22 protein-coding genes, 1 pseudogene and 2 riboswitches are annotated in these 19,631 nt (G+C 60.5%); of the genes and pseudogenes, 8 read left to right on the top strand and 15 right to left on the bottom strand.

Features of this window, described 5'->3' with window-relative positions; genetic code table 11:
- Positions 1-58: 58 nt before the first annotated feature.
- The 4 genes and pseudogenes from mnmL to thiS all read right to left on the bottom strand — a co-directional run bounded on the left by mnmL (position 59) and on the right by thiS (position 2,862).
- Positions 59-988 carry a tRNA modification radical SAM protein MnmL/YtqA gene (gene mnmL, locus F6V25_RS17155; RefSeq protein WP_218043524.1) on the bottom strand — a complete coding sequence of 310 codons (930 nt, stop codon included), beginning with the start codon at positions 986-988 and terminating at the stop codon, positions 59-61.
- A 9-nt stretch (positions 989-997) separates the two neighbouring features.
- Positions 998-1,615, bottom strand: a pseudogene (thiE, locus tag F6V25_RS17150) (thiamine phosphate synthase); the annotation flags it as partial.
- A gap of 177 nt (positions 1,616-1,792) precedes the next feature.
- Positions 1,793-2,572, bottom strand: a complete 780-nt coding sequence (locus F6V25_RS01535) for a thiazole synthase (protein ID WP_151126594.1) — start codon at positions 2,570-2,572, stop codon at positions 1,793-1,795.
- Between the two features lie 89 nt (positions 2,573-2,661).
- Positions 2,662-2,862, bottom strand: a complete 201-nt coding sequence (gene thiS / locus F6V25_RS01530) for a sulfur carrier protein ThiS (protein ID WP_151126592.1) — start codon at positions 2,860-2,862, stop codon at positions 2,662-2,664.
- A 222-nt stretch (positions 2,863-3,084) separates the two neighbouring features.
- Positions 3,085-3,184: riboswitch (TPP riboswitch) on the bottom strand.
- A gap of 167 nt (positions 3,185-3,351) precedes the next feature.
- Here thiS and F6V25_RS01525 point away from each other — a divergent pair.
- From F6V25_RS01525 to F6V25_RS01505, 5 genes are all read left to right on the top strand, one after another.
- Positions 3,352-3,678, top strand: coding sequence for a PilZ domain-containing protein (locus F6V25_RS01525; RefSeq protein ID WP_151126590.1), 327 nt, complete (start codon positions 3,352-3,354; stop codon positions 3,676-3,678).
- A gap of 72 nt (positions 3,679-3,750) precedes the next feature.
- Positions 3,751-4,842: an AAA family ATPase gene (locus tag F6V25_RS01520; RefSeq protein ID WP_151127195.1), complete on the top strand. Its 1,092-nt coding sequence runs from the start codon at positions 3,751-3,753 to the stop codon at positions 4,840-4,842.
- A 98-nt stretch (positions 4,843-4,940) separates the two neighbouring features.
- Positions 4,941-5,261: a flagellar FlbD family protein gene (locus F6V25_RS01515; RefSeq protein ID WP_151126588.1), complete on the top strand. Its 321-nt coding sequence runs from the start codon at positions 4,941-4,943 to the stop codon at positions 5,259-5,261.
- 3 nt (positions 5,262-5,264) lie between these two features.
- On the top strand, positions 5,265-6,011 hold the full coding sequence (locus tag F6V25_RS01510; RefSeq protein WP_149307459.1) for a flagellar motor protein: 747 nt from the start codon (positions 5,265-5,267) through the stop codon (positions 6,009-6,011).
- A 6-nt stretch (positions 6,012-6,017) separates the two neighbouring features.
- Positions 6,018-6,803, top strand: a complete 786-nt coding sequence (locus F6V25_RS01505; RefSeq protein WP_151126586.1) for an OmpA family protein — start codon at positions 6,018-6,020, stop codon at positions 6,801-6,803.
- Between the two features lie 244 nt (positions 6,804-7,047).
- Here F6V25_RS01505 and ttcA read toward each other — a convergent pair whose 3' ends face one another.
- On the bottom strand, positions 7,048-7,881 hold the full coding sequence (ttcA, locus tag F6V25_RS01500) for a tRNA 2-thiocytidine(32) synthetase TtcA (protein WP_151126584.1): 834 nt from the start codon (positions 7,879-7,881) through the stop codon (positions 7,048-7,050).
- Positions 7,882-7,885: 4 nt separating this feature from the next.
- Positions 7,886-9,001, bottom strand: a complete 1,116-nt coding sequence (metX, locus tag F6V25_RS01495) for a homoserine O-acetyltransferase MetX (RefSeq protein WP_151126582.1) — start codon at positions 8,999-9,001, stop codon at positions 7,886-7,888.
- A gap of 57 nt (positions 9,002-9,058) precedes the next feature.
- Positions 9,059-9,157, bottom strand: a riboswitch (SAM riboswitch).
- A 267-nt stretch (positions 9,158-9,424) separates the two neighbouring features.
- On the opposite strand from metX, the gene F6V25_RS01490 reads away from it, so the two are divergent.
- Entirely contained in the window at positions 9,425-10,405 is a 981-nt protein-coding gene (locus tag F6V25_RS01490; RefSeq protein WP_151126580.1) for a hypothetical protein, read from the top strand.
- Positions 10,406-10,513: 108 nt separating this feature from the next.
- Here the strand turns inward: F6V25_RS01490 and F6V25_RS01485 are convergent, their stop codons facing one another.
- The 8 genes from F6V25_RS01485 to F6V25_RS01450 form a co-directional block, all read right to left on the bottom strand.
- A complete protein-coding gene (locus F6V25_RS01485) occupies positions 10,514-10,843 on the bottom strand; it encodes a DUF3147 family protein (RefSeq protein ID WP_151126578.1) in 330 nt (109 codons plus the stop codon).
- Entirely contained in the window at positions 10,831-11,538 is a 708-nt protein-coding gene (cobI, locus tag F6V25_RS01480; protein WP_151126576.1) for a precorrin-2 C(20)-methyltransferase, read from the bottom strand. The genes F6V25_RS01485 and cobI overlap by 13 nt, the downstream gene beginning before the upstream one ends.
- Positions 11,538-12,761 carry a precorrin-6y C5,15-methyltransferase (decarboxylating) subunit CbiE gene (gene cbiE, locus F6V25_RS01475; RefSeq protein ID WP_151126575.1) on the bottom strand — a complete coding sequence of 408 codons (1,224 nt, stop codon included), beginning with the start codon at positions 12,759-12,761 and terminating at the stop codon, positions 11,538-11,540. Before cbiE ends, cobI begins: the two co-directional genes overlap by 1 nt.
- A 91-nt stretch (positions 12,762-12,852) precedes the next feature.
- Positions 12,853-13,350: a DUF3124 domain-containing protein gene (locus tag F6V25_RS01470; protein ID WP_151126573.1), complete on the bottom strand. Its 498-nt coding sequence runs from the start codon at positions 13,348-13,350 to the stop codon at positions 12,853-12,855.
- 44 nt (positions 13,351-13,394) lie between these two features.
- Positions 13,395-13,922 carry a peptide deformylase gene (gene def / locus F6V25_RS01465; RefSeq protein ID WP_151126572.1) on the bottom strand — a complete coding sequence of 176 codons (528 nt, stop codon included), beginning with the start codon at positions 13,920-13,922 and terminating at the stop codon, positions 13,395-13,397.
- A gap of 20 nt (positions 13,923-13,942) precedes the next feature.
- The gene (locus F6V25_RS01460) at positions 13,943-14,473 is read right to left on the bottom strand and encodes a shikimate kinase (RefSeq protein WP_246166926.1); all 531 of its coding nucleotides are present in this window, start codon (positions 14,471-14,473) and stop codon (positions 13,943-13,945) included.
- The gene (locus F6V25_RS01455) at positions 14,460-14,777 is read right to left on the bottom strand and encodes an MTH1187 family thiamine-binding protein (protein ID WP_151126570.1); all 318 of its coding nucleotides are present in this window, start codon (positions 14,775-14,777) and stop codon (positions 14,460-14,462) included. Before F6V25_RS01455 ends, F6V25_RS01460 begins: the two co-directional genes overlap by 14 nt.
- A 185-nt stretch (positions 14,778-14,962) precedes the next feature.
- Complete coding sequence (locus F6V25_RS01450; protein ID WP_151126568.1) at positions 14,963-15,919, bottom strand: rhomboid family intramembrane serine protease; 957 nt, start codon at positions 15,917-15,919, stop codon at positions 14,963-14,965.
- 203 nt (positions 15,920-16,122) lie between these two features.
- Here F6V25_RS01450 and F6V25_RS01445 point away from each other — a divergent pair, with 203 nt between their 5' ends.
- Together F6V25_RS01445 and katG are read left to right on the top strand one after the other, a co-directional pair.
- Positions 16,123-16,557 (top strand): Fur family transcriptional regulator, encoded by a 435-nt coding sequence (locus F6V25_RS01445; protein WP_151126566.1) that lies wholly within the window; start codon positions 16,123-16,125, stop codon positions 16,555-16,557.
- Positions 16,558-16,738: 181 nt separating this feature from the next.
- Complete coding sequence (katG, locus tag F6V25_RS01440; protein ID WP_151126564.1) at positions 16,739-18,955, top strand: catalase/peroxidase HPI; 2,217 nt, start codon at positions 16,739-16,741, stop codon at positions 18,953-18,955.
- A 126-nt stretch (positions 18,956-19,081) separates the two neighbouring features.
- On the opposite strand, the gene F6V25_RS01435 is transcribed toward katG, so the two are convergent.
- Entirely contained in the window at positions 19,082-19,519 is a 438-nt protein-coding gene (locus F6V25_RS01435; RefSeq protein WP_151126561.1) for an ArsC/Spx/MgsR family protein, read from the bottom strand.
- Positions 19,520-19,631: the final 112 nt, after the last annotated feature.

The following is a 19,631-nucleotide window of genomic DNA, read 5'->3' as shown; positions in this document are numbered from 1 at the left end:
TAGCACCGCCGGGCGGTCGAAAAAAGCACTTTCCCGGCGGAAAACGAATACATCCCCGCTAGCCGGCCCGATACCCCTGCCACGTGCCGCGCCGCCGCAGTTCGTTGATCACCGCGAACCACATCTGGTTGTTCTTCAGCCCCCATCGGGGAGCAACACAGATCGCCAGCGGTGCCGAACCGTACAGGCGCTGTATCGTGACATGGGCCGGCAGCCGTTCCAGAAAATCGGCGGCCGCGGCCACGTATTTCTCCAGGGTGAGCGGTACGAATTCGCCCCGGCGGTACATGGCGGCCAATTCGGTCCCTTCGACGGCATGGAGCTGATGGAGCTTGACCGAGTTGATCGGCAGGGAGGCGATCAGGTCGGCGCTTTTGAGGAATTCCTCCCGCCGTTCCCCGGGAAAGCCGTGGATCAGGTGGGCGCAGATATCGAAACTCCGCCCCGCCGCCCGTTTCACAGCCGCAACGAAATCGTCCACGGTATGGCCGCGATTGATCCGCGCCAAGATGGCGTCGTCCCGGGACTGCAGCCCCAACTCCAGGCAGACGTAATGATCGCGGGCGATCTCCGTCAGCAGTTCCAGCGCCCCATCGGTCAGGGAGTCGGGCCGGGTGCCGACCGAGATCCCGAGCACATCGGGATGGGCCAGAGCGCGGCGGTAGAGGTCGGCCAGCACATCCGCGGAGGCGTAGGTGTTGGTGTATTTTTGGAAATAGACGATGAACTTTTCGGAACCGAGACGGTGCCGATGGTAGGCCATGCCCGCCGAGAGTTGTTCTTCCAGCGGGATGACCGGCTGGGTGTCCTTGGGGGAGAAGGAGACGTTGTTGCAGTAGATGCAACCGCCGGTCCCCTTGCTGCCGTCCCGGTTGGGACAGGTGAAGCCGGCATCCACGTTGACCTTGCTGATCCGGCAGCCGAAGCGCCGGCGCAGGTAATGGCCGTAGGAGTTGATGCGCAGTTCGTGATGGACGGCGGTGGACAGCGGGTTTCCCAGGTTTGCCAGGAGTTCCTGCGTTGCGCGGCACGGATCGGGGGCGGCGCTGACGGCCGAGATCAAGGCGACATGGCTACAGCCGGCTTCCCGAACTGCGGGCAGGTTCTCCGACTTCACGCCGCCCAGGGCAAACACCGGGACCGGCAACGCCTCCACCGCCCGCTGCAGGGCTGCGCACCCCAGCGGTTCCCCATAGGCCGCCTTGGAGGGGGTCGCAAAGACCGGGCCGAAGGTGATGAAATCCGCCCCGTCATGCACCGCTTGGCGCGCCTCAGCCAAGCCGTGGCTGGAATAGCCGATCACCATCCCCTTGCCGTATTGTTGACGTACCTCGGCCACGGTCGCGGAGGCCGCCCCCAGATGGACGCCGTCGGCCCCCACCGCCAGGGCGACATCGACCCGGCTGTTGATGAAGAGCAGGGCTCCGAACTCCCGGGTCAGTACCCGAAGCGCCCGGGCAAGCTCCAAGTATTCGCCGTCCGGCAGATCCTTGTCCCGCAGTTGCACGGCGCGCACCCCGCCGGTCAGAGCAGTGCGCACCACGTCAACGAGCTGCCGACCGGCGGTCTGGGCGCGGTCGGTAATCAGATAGAGAGAGAAATCAATGGGTTTCATGGGTACATGGTGAACATAACGTAAGAGAAGCCGTGAAGGTGGTTGTTGAAAAACTCAGGTTGTTCAAAAATAGGCAGATCGTCGCACCCACAGAAAGACCTGCGGAGGCGTAGCAACGCTACGCCGCACAAGGGGCTTTCGAGGATGGCGGCGAGATGGCTGTTTTTCAACAACCTGTCAGGCAATCATGCCGTCCAGGGGGCTGGATGCGTTCGCATAGAGCTTGCGGGGAATCCGGCCGGCCTTGTAGGAAAGCCGTCCCGCCTCCACGGCCAACTTCATGGCGCGGGCCATGGCAATGGGGTCCTGGGCCCCGGCAATGGCGGTGTTCATGAGCACGCCGGCGCAGCCCAACTCCATGGCGACGGCCGCATCGGAGGCCGAGCCGACCCCGGCGTCCACGATCACCGGGATTTTGACCGACTCCAGGATGATCCTGATATTATAGGGGTTGCGGATACCCAGGCCGCTGCCGATGGGAGCCCCCAGCGGCATGACCGCAGCGCAGCCGATATCCTCCAGCTTCCGGCACATGATCACGTCGTCGCTGGTGTAGGGGAGCACGGTGAAGCCCTCCTTGACCAGGATCCGGGCGGCCTTGAGCAACTCCTCGTTATCCGGGAAAAGGGTTTTTTCGTCCCCCAGCACTTCGAGCTTGACGAAATCCGACATGCCCGCCTCGCGGGCCAGGCGGCAGGTGCGCACGGCGTCGTCAGCCGTGTAGCAGCCGGCGGTATTGGGGAGCAGGGTGTATTTCTTGGGGTCGATATAATCAAGGAGCGATTCTTTGCTCCGGTCCAGGTTGACCCGCCGCACCGCCACGGTAATAATCTCGGCCCCCGAGGCCTCCAGGGCCGCGGCAGTCTGTTGAAAGCTGGCGTACTTGCCGGTGCCCACCATCAGGCGGGAGGTAAACTCACGGCCGGCGATCGTCCATGTATCCTTTTGGGTTGTCATAGCAGAATGTCTCCTTGTTCAACAACGTGTTGACTTCAGGCGCAGGGGGCTGACGCGCGATTTTTCCCCACCGTTCCCCTACCCGTTTTTCATCCTCCGCCCACGAAGTGGACGACCTCGATCCTGTCCCCCTCCGCCAACCCACAGCTGTCGTAGGCCGCCTTGGGAACGATAGCCAGGTTGACCTCCACCGCCACCCGTTCGCGCGGGAGTTGCAGATGCTCCAGAAGCCCGGCGACCGTACTCCCCTCGGCGATGTCAGCCTGTTCGCCATTCAGTGTAATGTGCATGCTTTCTCCTTCAGCGCCCGGTACGAACTGACTGCACGGGTCACGAACAGGCTGTTGAAAAACCCAGGTTGTTCAAAAATAGTCAGATCGTCGCCCCCCGCAGAACGCCCAGAGGAGGCGTAGCAGCGCTACGCCGCACGAAAGGGCGTTCGAGGACGAAGGCCTGATGGCTGTTTTTCAACAACCTCCTAAAACGCAAAAAGCCGCGGAAGCGGCTTGGAACATCGGATGTTTGCGCTTCCCTACGCCGGCATTACCCGGATCAGGTACTAAGGGTCGCGACGCACCGCCGCTCTCAGTCGAAACTCCCCCAGCGTTTACATTAACCTAGTGTATTGACGCGGCTCTGTCAATTGAATTTATACCTGCACAGGAGCGAAAATAAAAAACTAAAACCCGCGTTTTTTCAATTCTTCTCCCGCATCCGCGATTTTGTGATATAGTCTTGGCGTTTTCGTCACATAATAAGCTCTTTAGTTTGAGGCCATAATGACCGAAAAGAGGATTATACGGCGGCTCAAAAAGCGTTTAACGATCCGTTTCGGTATAGACGGCGCCAACCGCGTAGCATTCAGCGAGGACCTATCGACAACCGGTATGTTCATCAAAACCGCCAATATCTGCCCGCCCAACAGCAGAATCAGGATCGAATTTACTGTCGATGACCATCTGGTTCAGGTTGATGCCCGGGTTATGTGGGCAAAGAAAGTGCCGCAAAACCTCTTCCACCTGGTCAAGAAGAGCGGCATGGGGGTGCGTTTTTTGCATTTCCAGGCCGGCGAAGAGCACTTCCTGCGGTTTCTTGAAGCGGCATAACCACGGTTAGCGGCAGCCGGTCGGACTCTCGACGGTTTTATGGCTTTGGGAAGGATGGCAGAGCATTCTATGGTGTGTAAAAAGATATTCATAGCCGCTACCGGCCAGCATTGCGGCAAAACCACCATCAGCCTGTCGCTCATGCATCTGGCCCGCAAAAAATATGAGCGGGTCGGCTTCATCAAGCCGATCGGCCCCAAGTGCATCGAGTACAACGGCCTGACCATGGACATGGATGCGGCCATGGTGGCCAGCGTTTACGGACTGGACGAGGACGCGCACCTCATGTCGCCCATGACCCTCACACCCGGTTCGACCAGAAAATTCCTGGACGGCAAAATTGCCCCTGAAACGCCCCGCATGCTTATCACCGGCGCGATTCGCGAGCTTGAGCAGAAATACGATTTTCTGATCATTGAGGGGGCGGGCCACGGTGGCGTCGGCTCGGTGGTCGGGGCGAACAATGCCCAGGTGGCGACCATGGCGGGCGCACCGGTGCTCATGGTTACCAACGGCGGCATCGGCAATGTGGTAGACGCCGTGGAGTTGAACCTGGCACTCTACGAACGGGAAAAAGCCGACGTTCGCGTTATCATGGTCAACAAGCTGCTGCCGGAAAAGCGCGAACGCTCCCTTGCCTATCTGAAAAAGGCCTTTAGCGGAAGCGACCTGCTGGTGACGAGTGCCTTCGATTACAGCCCGGTCCTGGCCCATCCGACCTTGCAGCATGTGGCCCAAATGCTCGGCCTGCCGCTCAAGGGGAACCCCGCTGAGAGGAGCCGCATCTGCCATAATATCCAGTTGGGTGCGGCATCGTCGCAGCGGGTCATCGACCATCTTGAGGATTCCACACTGCTCATAGTAACCAGTTCGAGGGATGAGTTGATTGTCACCGCCTCTTCGCTGCACCATATACCGGATTTCAAAAAGCGCCTGACCGGCCTGGTCATCAGCGGGCACGCACCCATGTCGCTCATCACCCAGCAGATTCTCGACGACAGCAAAATCCCCTATATCCGCGTCGAGGAGACCTCTTCGGAGGTTTTCTACCGCCTCAGGGAGCATGTCTCGAAGATCGGCCCGGATGACCTGGAAAAGATCGAACTGATCAACTCCACCTCTGAACGCTACATCGACTTTGCGGCTATCGATGCATTGTTGTAATGAACGATAATGTGCCGCTTTCAATTTCAGGCAAAAACTTCTTGACCTGACACTGTTTTTGATATTTATAGACAAACATTCATATTTCCGGTGGTATTATGATCCCATTGACCCGTCTGGACAAGCAGATGATGTATGTCAACCCCGACCACATCGTCAGTATCGAGGAGACACCCGATACGGTCATAACACTCTTCAACGGTCACCACTTCATTGTCAAGGAACCCGCTGCCGACATCATCACCAAGGTCGTGGCATTCCGCGCCAGGATCATTCGACGCGCCGGAGGCCCCGCGGGCAAGAAATACCTCGATAAGACGAAAAAAAATCTTTTTAGCAGTGCCACGCTGAACAGAGACCGTTCCATCGCCAATCGCGACGAGCACGAGCGCGTTCCATTTCACAGCCAGGAATTCTAGCACATGGATATAGCAACACTTATAGGTTTGTTAATGGGATTCGGGGCCGTCTTCGGCGGCGCTGCGTTGGAAGGGCTGCACATGAGCGCCCTGATTCAGCCGACCGCTGCCCTGATCGTTCTTGGTGGCACCTTTGGCGCCACGTTCGTAAGCTTCCCGCTTCCCGCCATCATCAAGGCCTTCAAGGATGTCAAAAACGCCTTCCTCCCCCCCAAGGTCGATCACGAGGCGGTTGTCAAGGACATCATCAACTATGCCACCAAGGCGCGGCGCAACGGCCTCATATCGTTGGAGCAGGAGGCCCAGTCGGCCAAGGACCCCTTCATCAAGAAAGGGATTTCGCTGGTGGTTGACGGCATTGACCCGCAAAAGCTGCGGGAAACCCTGGAAGCCGACATCATGTCCTACGAAGATCACACCAAACATAGTGTCGAGTTCTTCGAATCGGCCGGCGGCTACTCACCGACCATCGGTATCATCGGCGCCGTCCTCGGCCTGATCCACGTCATGAGCAACCTTTCCGACACCTCCAAACTGGGGGCCGGCATCGCCGTGGCCTTTGTCGCTACGATCTATGGTCTGATGGTTGCCAACATCGTCTGCATCCCCATCGGCACCAAACTCAAGATCCGCATGAAGGAAGAGGTGCTGCGGCGGGTCATGATCCTTGAGGGGCTGATCGCCATCCAGAACGGCGAAAACCCGCACTTCATCGAACAGAAGCTCAAAGCCTTTGTAGGCGCCCACTAACCCGCCATGGCACTGAAGCGAGAGCCCGAAAAGCATGTAAACCACGAACGCTGGTTGGTCTCCTATGGCGACTTCATTACCCTCCTGTTCGCGGTATTCGTCACCCTGTATGCCATGTCCCAGACCGACAAGAAAAAGGTCGAGGAGGTCATGCAGTCGCTTCAGCAATCCTTCGGCATGGTCACCGCCGGTGCTCCCACGCCCAAGATCAATGTCATCCAGTCCAAACCGATCAGCATCATACCGACCATCAAGCCGGAGATGTCCGTTGCCCCGTCCGGAAGGTCGCGGAGCGGCCAGGCCCGTACCCGCGCCGAGGAGAAGGACTTCCGCCAGATCAAATCTTCCATCGAGGCGTATCTGGTGAAACAGGGCGCCCAAAACAAGGTCGACCTCACCATTACCCGGCGGGGCCTGATCGTCAGCCTCAAGGAGGCAGGCTTTTTCGATTCCGGCCAAGCCCAGATCAAGCAGAGCGCCTATGAGCTTATCAACACCATTGCCGAGGTCATGACCCAGTATAACAACCCTCTGCGGATCGAGGGGCATACGGACAACGTCCCCATCAGTACCGCGCAGTTCCCGTCCAACTGGGAACTGTCCACCACCCGCGCCACCAATGTCCTCAAATACCTCCTCAAATACTACGACGCGGAGCCCGAAAAGATATCCGCCACCGGGTACGGAGAATTTCGCCCGGTCGCGGATAACTCCACACCTGAAAATCGCGCCAAGAACCGTCGCGTGGATATGGTTCTGCTCTCCGGAGAGGGCGAACGCGGCGAACCCTGAAACAGGCAACACTCCAGTTGGTAGCACCGGACTGTCTCCGTTTTTCCGTCTCCCACCGCAAGTTCTGCCTCCTCTTTCTCGAAAAGCAGCCCTTTCTAAACTTGCGACATTTACTGTCACACCCCCATGCTATTGTTTCCTAAAAACAATGTGGAGGTGCACGATGGAACCGATGGTATTGCTGGGATTGATTGTAGTAGCGTATGGCGGGTATGTGGCGTGGCTTGACCTGCGGAAGGATGTTTCAGCCGTGCTGCCCATCCGTGCCGCCAAGCGGGGGGGCGGACGTGCACGGATCGGGGAGTGCTACCTGCAATCGCCGATCAAGAAGGTGGCGGGGGTGTACGTTTGAAATTGCCTTCAACAGACTGTTCTTGACATGGGGAATATCCTTTTCCAACTCTTTCAGAAGCCGTTTCATCCGCTTGCGTTGCAGGTCGGCGGTGCCGCAGACCGGGCAGCAGCAGCAGACCACCGGCAAGGCGGCTTCTCGGGAAAAACGGATGATATCCTCTTCGGGCAGATACACCAGCGGCCTGATCACCACGGTCTCGCCGTTGTCCGCCAGCATGGAGGCGGCCATGGACTTGAGCGAACCGACAAAGAACTGGTTCAAGAGCAGGGTCTCGATAAAATCGTCCTGATGGTGCCCTAGGGCCAGTTTGTTGCACCCCAACTCCTGGGCTGCCGTATAGAGGGCGCCGCGCTTGAAGCGTGCGCAGATGGAACAGTAGGATGAGCCGGGCCGACGCTTCTCCTGAATCAGGGCATAGTGCTCGGTCGGCACCATACGGTAGGTGAAACCGTTCTCCCGCAGGAACCGCTCGATGACGTCCGTGCGGTAACCGGGGTACCCGGAATCGATGTTGACCGCCACGATCTCGAATGAAACGGGCGCGCGCCGCCGCAACTCCTCCAACAGCAGCAGCAGGGTATAGGAATCCTTCCCCCCCGACACCGCCACGGCGACACGGTCCCCCTCCTCGATCAGGCCGAAGTCGGCAACGGCCCGGCCAACCCCATGCCGCAACCTTCTGAGAAGCCCCTTATTTTCGAATTCATTAAGCGCCAGCGTCATAACGTCACAGAGCCCCACTTTGTTCCACACGGGCGAAGAAGTCCCGCACCAGGGGGGTAAAGGTTTCGTGTTCCAGCAGGAAAGCGTCGTGGCCGTACGCGGAGGTGATCAGGTGGTACTCCACCGGCTTCCCGAGGCCGCGCAGGCACTCCACCATCTCCTCGGTCTGGTAGGCGGGATAGAGCCAGTCGGAGGTAAAGGCGAAGAACTGCACCGGTGCAGCGACCGGGGCAAAGGCCTCGGCCAGCGATTCATACCCCAGGGCTACATCATAAAGATCCAGCGCCTTGGCCAGGTACAGGAAGGAGTTGGCATCGAAGCGGTCCACGAAGTTGTAGCCGTTGTAATTCAGGTAGCGCTCCACCTCGAACTGGCCGAAAAAGTCGAACTGGCCGTCCTTGGCCGAGAAACGCCGGCCGAATTTCGTATTCATGGATTCGTCCGACAGGAACGTGATGTGGCCGATGCCCCGGGCCAGGGCCAAACCGTCCTTGGGGTTGTGCTTGTACTCCCCCTTGCGCCAGGTAGGGTCGTTGAAGATGGCCCAGCGGGCCACGGCGTTGAGGGAGATGGCCTGGGGAGAAGGACGCGGCGTCGTTGCCAGCATGATGGCCGAGGCGACACTCCCGGGATGTTGGGTGGCCCACTCCAGGGCCTGCATCCCCCCCATGCTCCCCCCCATGACGCAGAGCAGTTTTTCGATACCGAGGGCATCGATCAGCAGCTTTTGGGCGCGCACCATGTCGCGTACGGTGATGACCGGAAAGGCGAGGTTGTAACGTTTGCCGGTTTTGGGGTTAATGGATGTGGGACCGGTGGAGCCGTGGCACGAACCGATTACATTGGAGCATATTACGAAATAGCGGTCGGTGTCCAGCAGGCGCCCCGGCCCGACGATGGCGTCCCACCAGCCCGGCTTGGTATCTTCTTCCCGGTGTTTGCCTGCCAGGTGGGCGTCACCGGTCCAGGCGTGTTCCACCAGGATAGCGTTGGAACGGGATGCGTTGAGGTGGCCGTAGGTTTCATACACAAGCGTGATCGGGGCAAGGAGGCGCCCGCTGTCCAGCCTGATGCCGGACTCGAAGGTTCTGGATTGTGCCGTGACGATGCCGACGGACATGAAAAAACCCCTTCACGCGGTATGAGAAGGGGCTGAAACGCTACGTTTACAGCACACCCCTCATCTTTGCCTTTCGGCAGGAATTAGCACCTGACGCCTCATTGGCCGGTTGCTGTGGCTTCGCAGGGCCTTTCCCTCCACCACTCTCGATAAGCAGGTCTATCGAACAAGAATAGTGGAAGAACACGAACATTGTCAACCAAATATGCTGCCGCAGTAACCAGCGTGCCGCCCGCCCTGCGACGCGTGAGGGGAGGAGCGTGCCGGGGTGAGACAGCCCCGTATCCGGCAGATGATGGCGAGACGGGAAAAACCTGGCCCGAGGCGGCTCCCGGCGGTGTCAAATTAGCTGGAAAAGGGGCGGGGCATCTGATATAAAACATGCTGAAATCATGAAGGATCAAGCACGCCCGAGGAGGAAATATGAAACGCCTGTTCTTGTTGCCGTTTTTGGCGGTGATGTTCGGTTGCGCCCAGAATCATTTCAATGTCCCTGCGGAACATTTTGCTGCACAGGTCAAGGTCCTCGGCGTGGCGCCCATCATCGTCGATGTGAACTCCGAGATCAAACACCCCGAGAAAGAGCAACTCGTCGCCCTGCTTGGCGACATGAACCGCAAGTATGAGCAGCAACTCGTGCGCAAGCTCAAAGCGACCGGCAACTTCTACACCGTGGCACTCCTGGACGGCGACCCGCAGCGCATCTTCGCCAATCTCTTCTTCCGCAGCGAAAAACGGGACGACGCCACCATACGGTATAACAAATACTTTTGGAAAACCGACGAGTTGCGAGACTATCTCAAGAAAAACAATCTGGATGCGGTCATGCTGCTGGTAGTCAGCGGCCTCACCCAGAACGAAAAGGTGTATTCCAACACCCTGCTGGCATCCCAGACCAGCAACTATAACTACCTCATTCTGACTGCCCAGATACTTGACGGCGACGGCACCATCCTCTGGGAGTACCCCAACTTCCGCGGGCGGATACTATCATACTCGCCCCTGATCAATCTCCAGTATCCCGATTTCAGCGAGGCGGAAGCCAACTTTTCCAGCAAGGCCGACCTGAAGTTCAAAACCATCGACGGCATCAGGCGAACGCTGGACCAGCGGCAAAAGGACCTCCTGTTGCGGGAGACCCAGGAATCCGAGGTCTACGGCAAGCAATTCGGGGATATCGTCTCGCTGCTGAAATATGATTCCGACGACGAGAAGAAGGGCACCACACCGGCCAGCAAGCCGGTGCCCCGCCCGGCGGAACAGCCGAAGCAGGTCGAACAGCCTGCACCACCCGCAGCGGCAAGCCAGCCTGCCGCCGTTCCGCCCGTGGCTCCGGCCACACCTGCTGTTCCTGTCGCGCCGGCCACCGACGAGATCGTCCCCGCCAAGGGGAGCACGCTATAACGCATTGTTCTACCGGACTTCTCCGGTTAGTGGGCCATGTCCTGAAAACAACAACACCTTTCCGAATAGTACCGGAAAGGTGTTGTTGTTTCTGACGTTACACTATTCTCAGCGCAAGAGCCATTGGTGTACGAGCGCCCCTCCCAGCCACAGGACGCCCCCCATGCCCAACGCCGCCGGCAGCCCCATCCCCTTCCGCAGACAGAGGTATGCCGCCGCAAAAAAGGCGCAGGTGGGCACCAGGCCCCACAATACCCCTTTAAGATAGCCGTTGATGAGCGCTCCGTCTCCCGGCCGGTCCGTGGCCAGCCAGACCAGGACGATCAGGCTGATGAGCGGCATGGCGGCGATCAGTCCTCCCAGGGACGGGACGCGCCTGCCCAACAGTACGCAGGCGATGATGAGGAGGTTGGCGGCGGCAAGCTTCAGCAGGAACATCTGATGATCATCAGCGACAGGTAATCGGGCGCATGGGCGGCGATCTCGGCAAAATCGGTCAGGACCATCTGGCGGCCGCTCCCGACCCGTTCCACGAAGACCGTGCTCCGTTCGCGGCCCGTCTGCCGGATAAGCTCCAGAATATCCCCGAAGACCGGCTTGACCTTGAGCAATACGACCGTTTCGAACCGCGCCAAGGCAAAGGCGATCTTCTCCACGCCGGCGGTGGCGGGGATGACCGCCATCTTCTCATCGGCCTCCACCAGCGGTATGCCGGCCGCGGCCGCAGAGGCGTTGACACTGGAGATGCCGGGGACGATCTCGATGGGGATATGGGGGCAGATCTCCCGCAGGATACGCTGCAGATAGATAAAGGTGGAATAGAAGAGCGGGTCGCCGATGGTCACGAAGGCCACATCCTTGCCGTCCTCGGCCCGGACGGCGATCAGGGCGGCCGCTTCCTGCCAGGCGTGCAGCAAACGGGCCTTGTCCGAGGTCATGGGAAACGGGTGGACGATGACCTCCTGGCGGCTTTCGTCCAGAAAGCCGCGGATCGTCGCCAGGGCGACGCTGGCCTCGGAAGGATTGGATACCGGCGCAAGGATCACGTCCGCCTGGCGCAGGACGCGCTCGGCCTTGCGGGTCAGCAACTCGGGATCGCCGGGGCCGACACCGACGGCAAAGATCGTTGCCATTATTCGTTCCCCTTGCGGGCGGTGATCACGTAGACCGGGTTCTGGGCCTCGAACATCTTGTACTCGGTCAGGTTGCGGGTCTTGGCGATATTGACGCAGGCAGCCTCGGTCGTAAAGCCGTGGTCTTCCAGAAATTCAACCGACTTGGTCAAGGTATCCAGGGTCACGGCGTTCAGCACCACCACCCCCTCCGGTTTGAGGCGGCTGTCCACCGTAATGATGATCTCCTCCAGGTGCCCCCCCGAGCCGCCGATGAAGACCCGGTCCGGGTCCGGCAGTTCGTCCAGGGCATCCGGCGCTTCCCCTTCCACCAGCTTCACGTTGCGGGTCGTAAACTTTTTCAGGTTCTCCCGGATAAAGGCCAGGCACTGGGCATTCTGCTCCACGGCAAAGATACGGCCATTGGGCATCAGGTTGGACGCCTCGATGGAGACGGAGCCGCTGCCGGCCCCCACGTCCCACAGCACCAGGTCATCCTGCAACTGGAGTTTGGCCAGGGTGACGGCCCGCACCTCCTGCTTGGTGATCAGCTTCTTGGAGGTCTGGAACTCCTCGTCGTCGATGCCGATCAGGGGGTAGTGGGTGAGATTCGGCGCATAGGTCCGGATCAGGATCAGGATATTGAGGCCGGAAGGCTGCAACGGCAACTCCAGCAGGCCGCGCACCGAGGTTTTGGTGAACTTCTCTCCCGGCAGCCCCAGGTCCTCGCACAGCCACGCCTCATACCCCTCGGCGCCCCGCTCGATCAGTTCGGCCGCAATGGCGGCCGGGGTATTGTTCTTGTCGGTCAGCACGCACGCCTTTTCAGCGGCCACGATCTTGTCCACCGCCGGTTGCAGGCCGCGGCCGTGCACCGACACGAAGATGGAGTCGTCCCACGGTTCCTTGATGCGGGCAAAGGCGTACTGCATGCTGGTGACATTGGGGAAAATCTCGATGCGTTCCTTGGCCAGGTTGCGCAGCAGGAAACGGGATACGCCGAAGAAGGTGGGATCGCCCGACGCCAGTATGGCCACGCGCTTTTCGGTCTTTTTCAGAAAATCCAGGATGTCGGAAAGCTCGCCAAAGGGCATCTTTTCGCCGGCGAAATCGGGAAAGCAATCCAGGTGCCGTTCGTGGCCGATCATCACCTCGGATTTGGCGATAATCTCCAGCGCCTTGGAGCCGAAGCCCTCCCAGCCCGTGATGCCCGCCCCCACCAGATAGATCTTCTGCTGTGTCATTGCCTGCGTCCCCCGCATGGGATTCAAACCTGCTTGTGGGCAGGGACTATAGCATCCCGGCCGGTAAAAATCATCTCTTTACTGCCCGCTGTCAGCGCGTGTTCTCTTTAATCACCTGCCCCGGACTGACAAAGGAGATCCCCTGCCCGGATCTGGCGCCGATCATGACGCACTCCACGATGGGGGTGTTGATGACCTTGAGGGCATCCCAGCGGACGACGAAACTGGCCCCGAATCCGCCGGCCGTATCCTGCTCTCCCAGGTAGACATACGTGGATCCCAACGGCGGCAGCGTCAACGGCTTGGCGAGGTGTGAGCGGAGCAGCTTGCCGCCGGTGTCGTAGTACTCTATGGCGGTGACCCTCATCTGGTTGTGCAGGTCCACATTCCGGATGCTCAGCATGGTCGCCAGGCTGAAAGGCAGCGCTTTCGGCCCGCTGAAGACATTGGAATAGACCGGCACGTACACGGTCTGTCCCTTTGAAAGCCGGTATTCGCCAGCATTGGGGGCGGCCGAGGCAGGGTCGTGGCCGAAGATGGCCAGGAGGAGGGCCAGCCCTGCCAGCGCGATACGTGGATGGTGTTTCATGTCATGCTCCTCAATTGGGACTGGAATTCGATGGCAACTCCGCTTCAGGCCGAGACGAGCCGCAGGTACTCCCGTTCGCTGATCAGGTCACGGTTGCTTGCGACCCGGTCGAGGAAGACCATGCCGCTGATGTGATCATGTTCATGCTGGAAGACGCGGGCGATGAAGCCGGACAACTCCTCCTCGCATACCCCGCCCCCGCGGGACAGGTAGCGCACGCCGATGCGCAGGCTGCGCGGCACCAGACCGCGGATGCCGGGCACGCTGAGGCACCCCTCCCACCCCTGTTCGGTCTCATCGGATCGCCACAGGATCTCCGGATTGAGCATGGCGGTGGGTGCCATTGCCGGGGCCTGGGGGTAGCGGGGATTGGGACGGGAGGCCACGATGAACAGGCGCAGCGGCTCGAAGACCTGGGGGGCGGCGATACCGACGCCATTGGCCTCGGCCATGGTCGCCAGCATGTCGTCGATCAGGGTCTGGATGAGCGGATCGGCCGGGTTGCCGACACAGGCGGTTTCCTGGCGGAGAACCGGCTGGCCCAGTTGGGCGATCTGGCGAAGAATAGGCATGGAAATTTCTCCTTTACCTCCTAGCCCGCCACGTGCAGCGTGCCGAGGATCTCGGTGCAGACCTGGTCGTGCCCAAGACCGCGGCAGTCGATCACCACGTCGGCGCACGCCAGGTAGAGCCTGTGGCGTTCTTCGAAGAGTTCGGCAAAGTTCTGGTCCGGGTGTTTCGCGATCCCTCGCCTCCCCAGGTCCAGAGCCCGCGACTCCAAGGTAGCCAGGTCAACATCCAGGAAAACGACAACCCCGTTCTCGGCCAGGTGCGCCATGGCGGGCCGGCTATAGACCGCGCTCCCCCCCGTGGCGATGACGTGCCCCCGGCACTCCAGGCCAAGCAGGATGCGTTCCTCGATCTCCCGCAGGGCCAGATACCCCTGGGAGTCGATGATGCTCTGGAGTGAGCGGCGCTCGCAACTCTGGATAAGGACGTCGGTGTCGATGAAGTCCAGCGAGGCCAGCTTGGCGAGGATAACGCCGACCGTACTTTTGCCCGCCCCCGGCATGCCGATCAGCACAATATTGGCGGCATCGCCCCGCCGGTCAGACGCCTTCAACCGCCCCTCCCAGTTTACCCTGCACGCTCTTCACCTTGTCTTCCATGGTCTGGATACGATCCGTGCGCGTCCCCACCCTCATGGTCGTTGAGATCCGGGGGGCGCCCATGCCATGCACGACCTCATGGCACCGTTTGACCGCCGCGAACACCGCATCCCATTCGCCTTCGATATTCGTCCCGTTCGCATGCAACACCCCCTTCAAGCCCGCCTGGGAAATGACCTTTTCACAGGCAGCCACATACGGCGATAACGATACGCCCACTCCGATCGGTATGATGCACAGATCCACAATCACGTTCATGGAGAACCTCCCTCCCCGCCACGCACGGGTATCCTCTCGAACCGCGTCCATCCCAAATCCGTCTGCACCCGGCATTCTGGCTTATTATAGCATTTGTTTTAAGATTGCTATATTCTTGTTTGCCATTTTGGTCCCAGGCGAGCCGCTTGCAGCCTACCAGATGGAGCGGTGAACAGTTCTCCGCACTACTCCCCGAACACCAGCGCCGCCCACCAGGCGGCAATGACCACGACAGCGCTGAGCAGCGCCAGCAGGACGTTCATCAGGCGGCCGGGGCGGCCGTACCTTCCCAGCAGATACTCCGTCAGCAGGCCGAGACAGGTCCCGAACAGAAAACCGAACAGGTGCGCCCCCAGATCGGTATTTTTCCCCTCTGTGCCGAGCAGGGCCAACAGGGCCAGGGCCGACGCCACGGGGAGCGGCCAGCGCCGTTGCAACTGCTGCCGGTACCGCACCAGGCTGAGCGCCGCCAGAATGCCCACAGCGCCGAATACCGCGGTGGAGGCCCCCACCGAACTATGACCGGGTGCCTGAACGTAGGCATTGGCAAGGTTACCGAGGATGCCGGCCCCCAGGAGCAGGCTCCAGGCCAGACCGGAGCCGAGTTCGCGACAGAGGAAGAGGACAAAAATGCCGCCGATGGCCAGGTTGCTCATCAGGTGCAGGCTGTCGGCGTGCAGCGTCAGGGCGGTCACGAGCCGCCACCACTGACCGCCCCTGATCTCGGCGGCCTGGGCGGTGCCGAGCGCAACCCAGTCCGGTTGGGAAAAGGTGAGCAGCATGCCTTCAAACTGAGTCAGGTTGTGGAAGGTTGCCAGGAGTACCAGAATGGAGAGGGTCGCCAGGGTATTCTCGGCCAGGGGATGGGCTGGGGGAGCCGCCGGGGGCCAGTCGCGGTTTTTCTCCTCGAAGAGCCGCAGCTCTTCCCGGGCTCTCTCCAGCTGGCTGGCCGGCACCGACAGGCATAAGCCGCCCCCGCTGCGTTCGAGACGGCACGGCACGGAGCGGGCATCCAGGACCAGCGCCCAGAGCTGGACCCGCCCCGTGGAAGGAGGCATGATCGCCGACGACCCGGCCGGCCAGGGAGTGACCTCCGACCATTCTTCCTCGTATGGCTCGCGTATTTCGCCCGTGTGCTCCATGGAGTAACTATAACCACCCCTGCCACACTTTACCAGGGCGCCGCTTAAAATTGCGCCGATGGTGCCGCCTCCCTGCGAGGGTGATGGCGGTTTATCGGCAGCGGCAGGCACATGCCGCCCGCGCGTTGCTTGACACGCCCGTGTCAAATAGTTATTATTCTTACATAGTAATAGTAACTTCAACATGGATCAGAGGACAGACCATGGACGCTTTGCAGGAGCAATTACGGCGGTTTGGGGATGCCTGCCGGGAAGCCGGCCTTAAGCTCACCCATCAACGACTGGAGATTTTCAGCGAACTGGCCCGGTCACCCGACCACCCCTCTGTGGAAGCGCTCCACCAGAGGTTGCGTAAAAAAATCCCCACCCTGTCGCTGGATACGGTGTACCGGACACTGGCAACCTTCACACGGCATGGTATGATTACCAAGGTGGAAACCGTGGAGAGCCAGGGGCGCTTCGAGGTGACGCTCGCACCCCACCACCACCTGATCTGCAGCAGATGCAACACGATCATGGACTTCCAATGGCCGTCCATGGACGAGGCAACACTCCCGGAAGCGGTAAAAGAATGGGGCAGGATCGACAACCGGAGTGTGGTGGTCTATGGGATCTGCAAAAACTGTCTGGATGGCTAGCTGCCGCCAGAGGTCGGTATTTTTTTATCATATATATAGTAATTTTTATTATCTAGTAAATATACTTAAAAACATGCATCGGCAATAATGTTTAAGGCGGAGCCTGGTACATAAGCGGGCTCCAGGAAGGCCAAACGGCTCATAGGGCATCCAGACAATCCACCATGAAAGGAGAACAATTATGAATAAGGAGAGCAAGTGTCCGGTAACGGGCAGAGTTGACAGGCCCACTGCCCGCAGCGGGCCGTCCATCCGGGACTGGTGGCCGAACCAGTTGAACCTGAAGATCCTTCATCAGCATTCTCCCCAGGGCAACCCCATGGGCGAGGGGTTCAACTACGCCGAAGAATTCAAACAACTCGACCTGGCGGCAGTGAAGAAGGACCTCTTTGCGCTCATGACCGACTCCCAGGAGTGGTGGCCGGCTGACTGGGGGCATTATGGGCCGTTCTTCATCCGCATGGCGTGGCACAGCGCGGGCACCTACCGCACCGGCGACGGCCGCGGAGGCGCGGGGTCCGGCGGCCAACGCTTTGCGCCCCTCAACAGTTGGCCGGACAACGTCAATCTCGACAAAGCGCGCCGCCTGCTGTGGCCGATCAAACAGAAATACGGCAGGAAGATCTCCTGGGCCGACCTGATAATCCTCGCCGGCAACTGCGCTCTGGAGTCCATGGGGTTCAAGACCTTTGGCTTCGGCGGCGGGCGCGAAGACGTCTGGGAACCGGAAGAGGATATCTACTGGGGAGGTGAAAAGGAATGGCTGGCCACCAGCGACAAGCCCAACAGCCGCTACTCCGGCGAGCGAAATCTGGAAAACCCCCTCGCCGCCGTACAGATGGGACTGATCTACGTAAACCCGGAAGGCCCGGACGGCAACCCGGACCCGGTCGCCTCCGGGCGTGACATTCGAGAGACCTTCGCCCGCATGGCCATGAACGACGAGGAAACCGTCGCGCTCATCGCCGGCGGGCACACCTTCGGCAAGTGCCACGGCGCCGGACCGGCGTCCCATGTGGGCCCCGAACCAGAAGCCGCCCCCATCGAAGAGCAGGGCCTCGGCTGGAGGAGCAGCTTCGGCAGCGGCAAGGGCGGCGACACGATCGGCAGCGGCATCGAGGGCGCCTGGAAACCGAACCCGACCACCTGGGACATGGGCTACCTGAACACGCTGTTCAAATACGAGTGGGAACTGGTGAAGAGCCCGGCCGGCGCGAATCAGTGGCTGGCCAGGGACGTGGCCGAAGAGGACATGGTGGTTGACGCCCACGACCCGTCGAAGAAGCGCCGGCCGATGATGACCACGGCGGACCTCTCCCTCCGCAACGACCCGATCTACGAGCCGATCGCGCGGCACTACCAGCAGAACCCCGAGGAATTCGCGGACGCCTTCGCCAGGGCGTGGTTCAAGCTGACCCACCGCGACATGGGACCGCGCTCGCGCTATCTGGGCGCGGAAGTGCCCAAGGAAGACCTCCTGTGGCAAGACCCGGTCCCCCCGGTCACTCACCCATTGATCGACGAACGGGACATCGCCTCCCTCAAGGGCAAGATCCTTGCTTCGGGCCTGTCCGTCTCCCAACTGGTCTCCACGGCCTGGGCGTCGGCTGCCACGTTCCGCGGCTCCGACAGGCGGGGCGGGGCGAACGGCGCGCGTATCCGCCTCGCGCCGCAGAAGGATTGGGAAGTCAACCAGCCGGCCCAGTTGGAGACGGTGCTGCAGACCCTCGAGGGGATCCAACAGGAGTTCAACGGAGCGCAGTCGGGCGGGAAAAGGGTTTCGCTCGCCGACGTGATCGTTCTGGGCGGATGCGCCGGCATCGAGCAGGCTGCGAGGAATGCCGGCCACGAGGTGACCGTCCCCTTCACGCCGGGACGCACGGATGCGGCTCAGGAGCAAACAGACGTGGCGGCGTTCGCCGTACTCGAGCCGATTGCCGACGGATTCCGCAACTACCTCAAAACCGCATACACCGTATCGGCGGAGGAGCTGCTCGTTGACCGGGCGCAGTTGCTGACGCTGACCGCCCCCGAGATGACGGTTCTCCTTGGCGGCATGCGTGTCCTGGACGCCAACGTCGGCCAGTCCCGGCACGGCGTCTTCACCGAGCGGCCCGGGGCACTCACCAACGACTTCTTCGTGAACCTGCTCGACATGCGCACCGCGTGGCAGGCAGCCCCGGAAGCCGACGGCGTGTTCGAGGGGCGTGACCGCACGAGCGGCGAACGCAAGTGGACCGGCACCCGGGTCGACCTCGTCTTCGGTTCCAACTCCCAACTCAGGGCCCTGGCGGAAGTCTACGGATGTGAGGATTCCCAGGAGAAGTTTCTGCACGACTTTGTAGCGGCGTGGAACAAAGTGATGAACCTTGACCGTTTCGACCTCGCCGGATCGTAACACAAGCGCCTTCCAAGGCTTCCAACCGAGATGTAAAAAGCCGCACCAGCGAGAAAGAGCGCAGGTGCGGCTTTTTGCAACGATCCGCCTTGTTTCCGATCAAACGGGGGACCGGCAACAAAACCGTCATATGGAGGGTTCGGTGCAGTTCTCTCCTGTCCCGGTCCTTGGACAGTGCTGCAGATCCACCCTGTCCCGGGGCGCCTCCTCCCGCCAGAGACCGATCCATGCATGGACGGCATCCTGATCAAAACCGACCATGCGCCGTTCGCCCGACTGCATCAGGGGGCGCTTGATGAGGAGCGGCTCCTCCAGCATGGCGGCGATGGCGCTGTCCGGCTCCATCTGCTCCGGGACCACCTCGCCGCTTTTCACCCGCGGTGCGGCCCGGTTGAACCACTCCCGCACCGGCAGGGCGCCGAAGAACGCCACAAGCTCCTCTGCGGTCCAGGGATGGGTAAGGATGCTGCGCTCTGCCAGTTCATGCCCCGCAGCCCGCAGCAACTCCTTCTGCTTCGTGTTGTTTATGCACCCCGGTTTTTCGTAGAAAATTACCCGCGCCATGGACACCTCCCCTTAGTATGGTTACATTTTGAGCAGGTCTCAGTTAACCACCATCCTGCCCGGCTCTCCCGTTCGCAAATGAAAAGAGGCGGCACCATGGCCGCCTCCCTCT

Origin of the sequence: Oryzomonas japonica (assembly GCF_008802365.1) — a bacterium.
GTDB lineage: Bacteria > Desulfobacterota > Desulfuromonadia > Geobacterales > Pseudopelobacteraceae > Oryzomonas > Oryzomonas japonica.
This window is presented reverse-complemented; position numbering and strand designations above follow the sequence as displayed.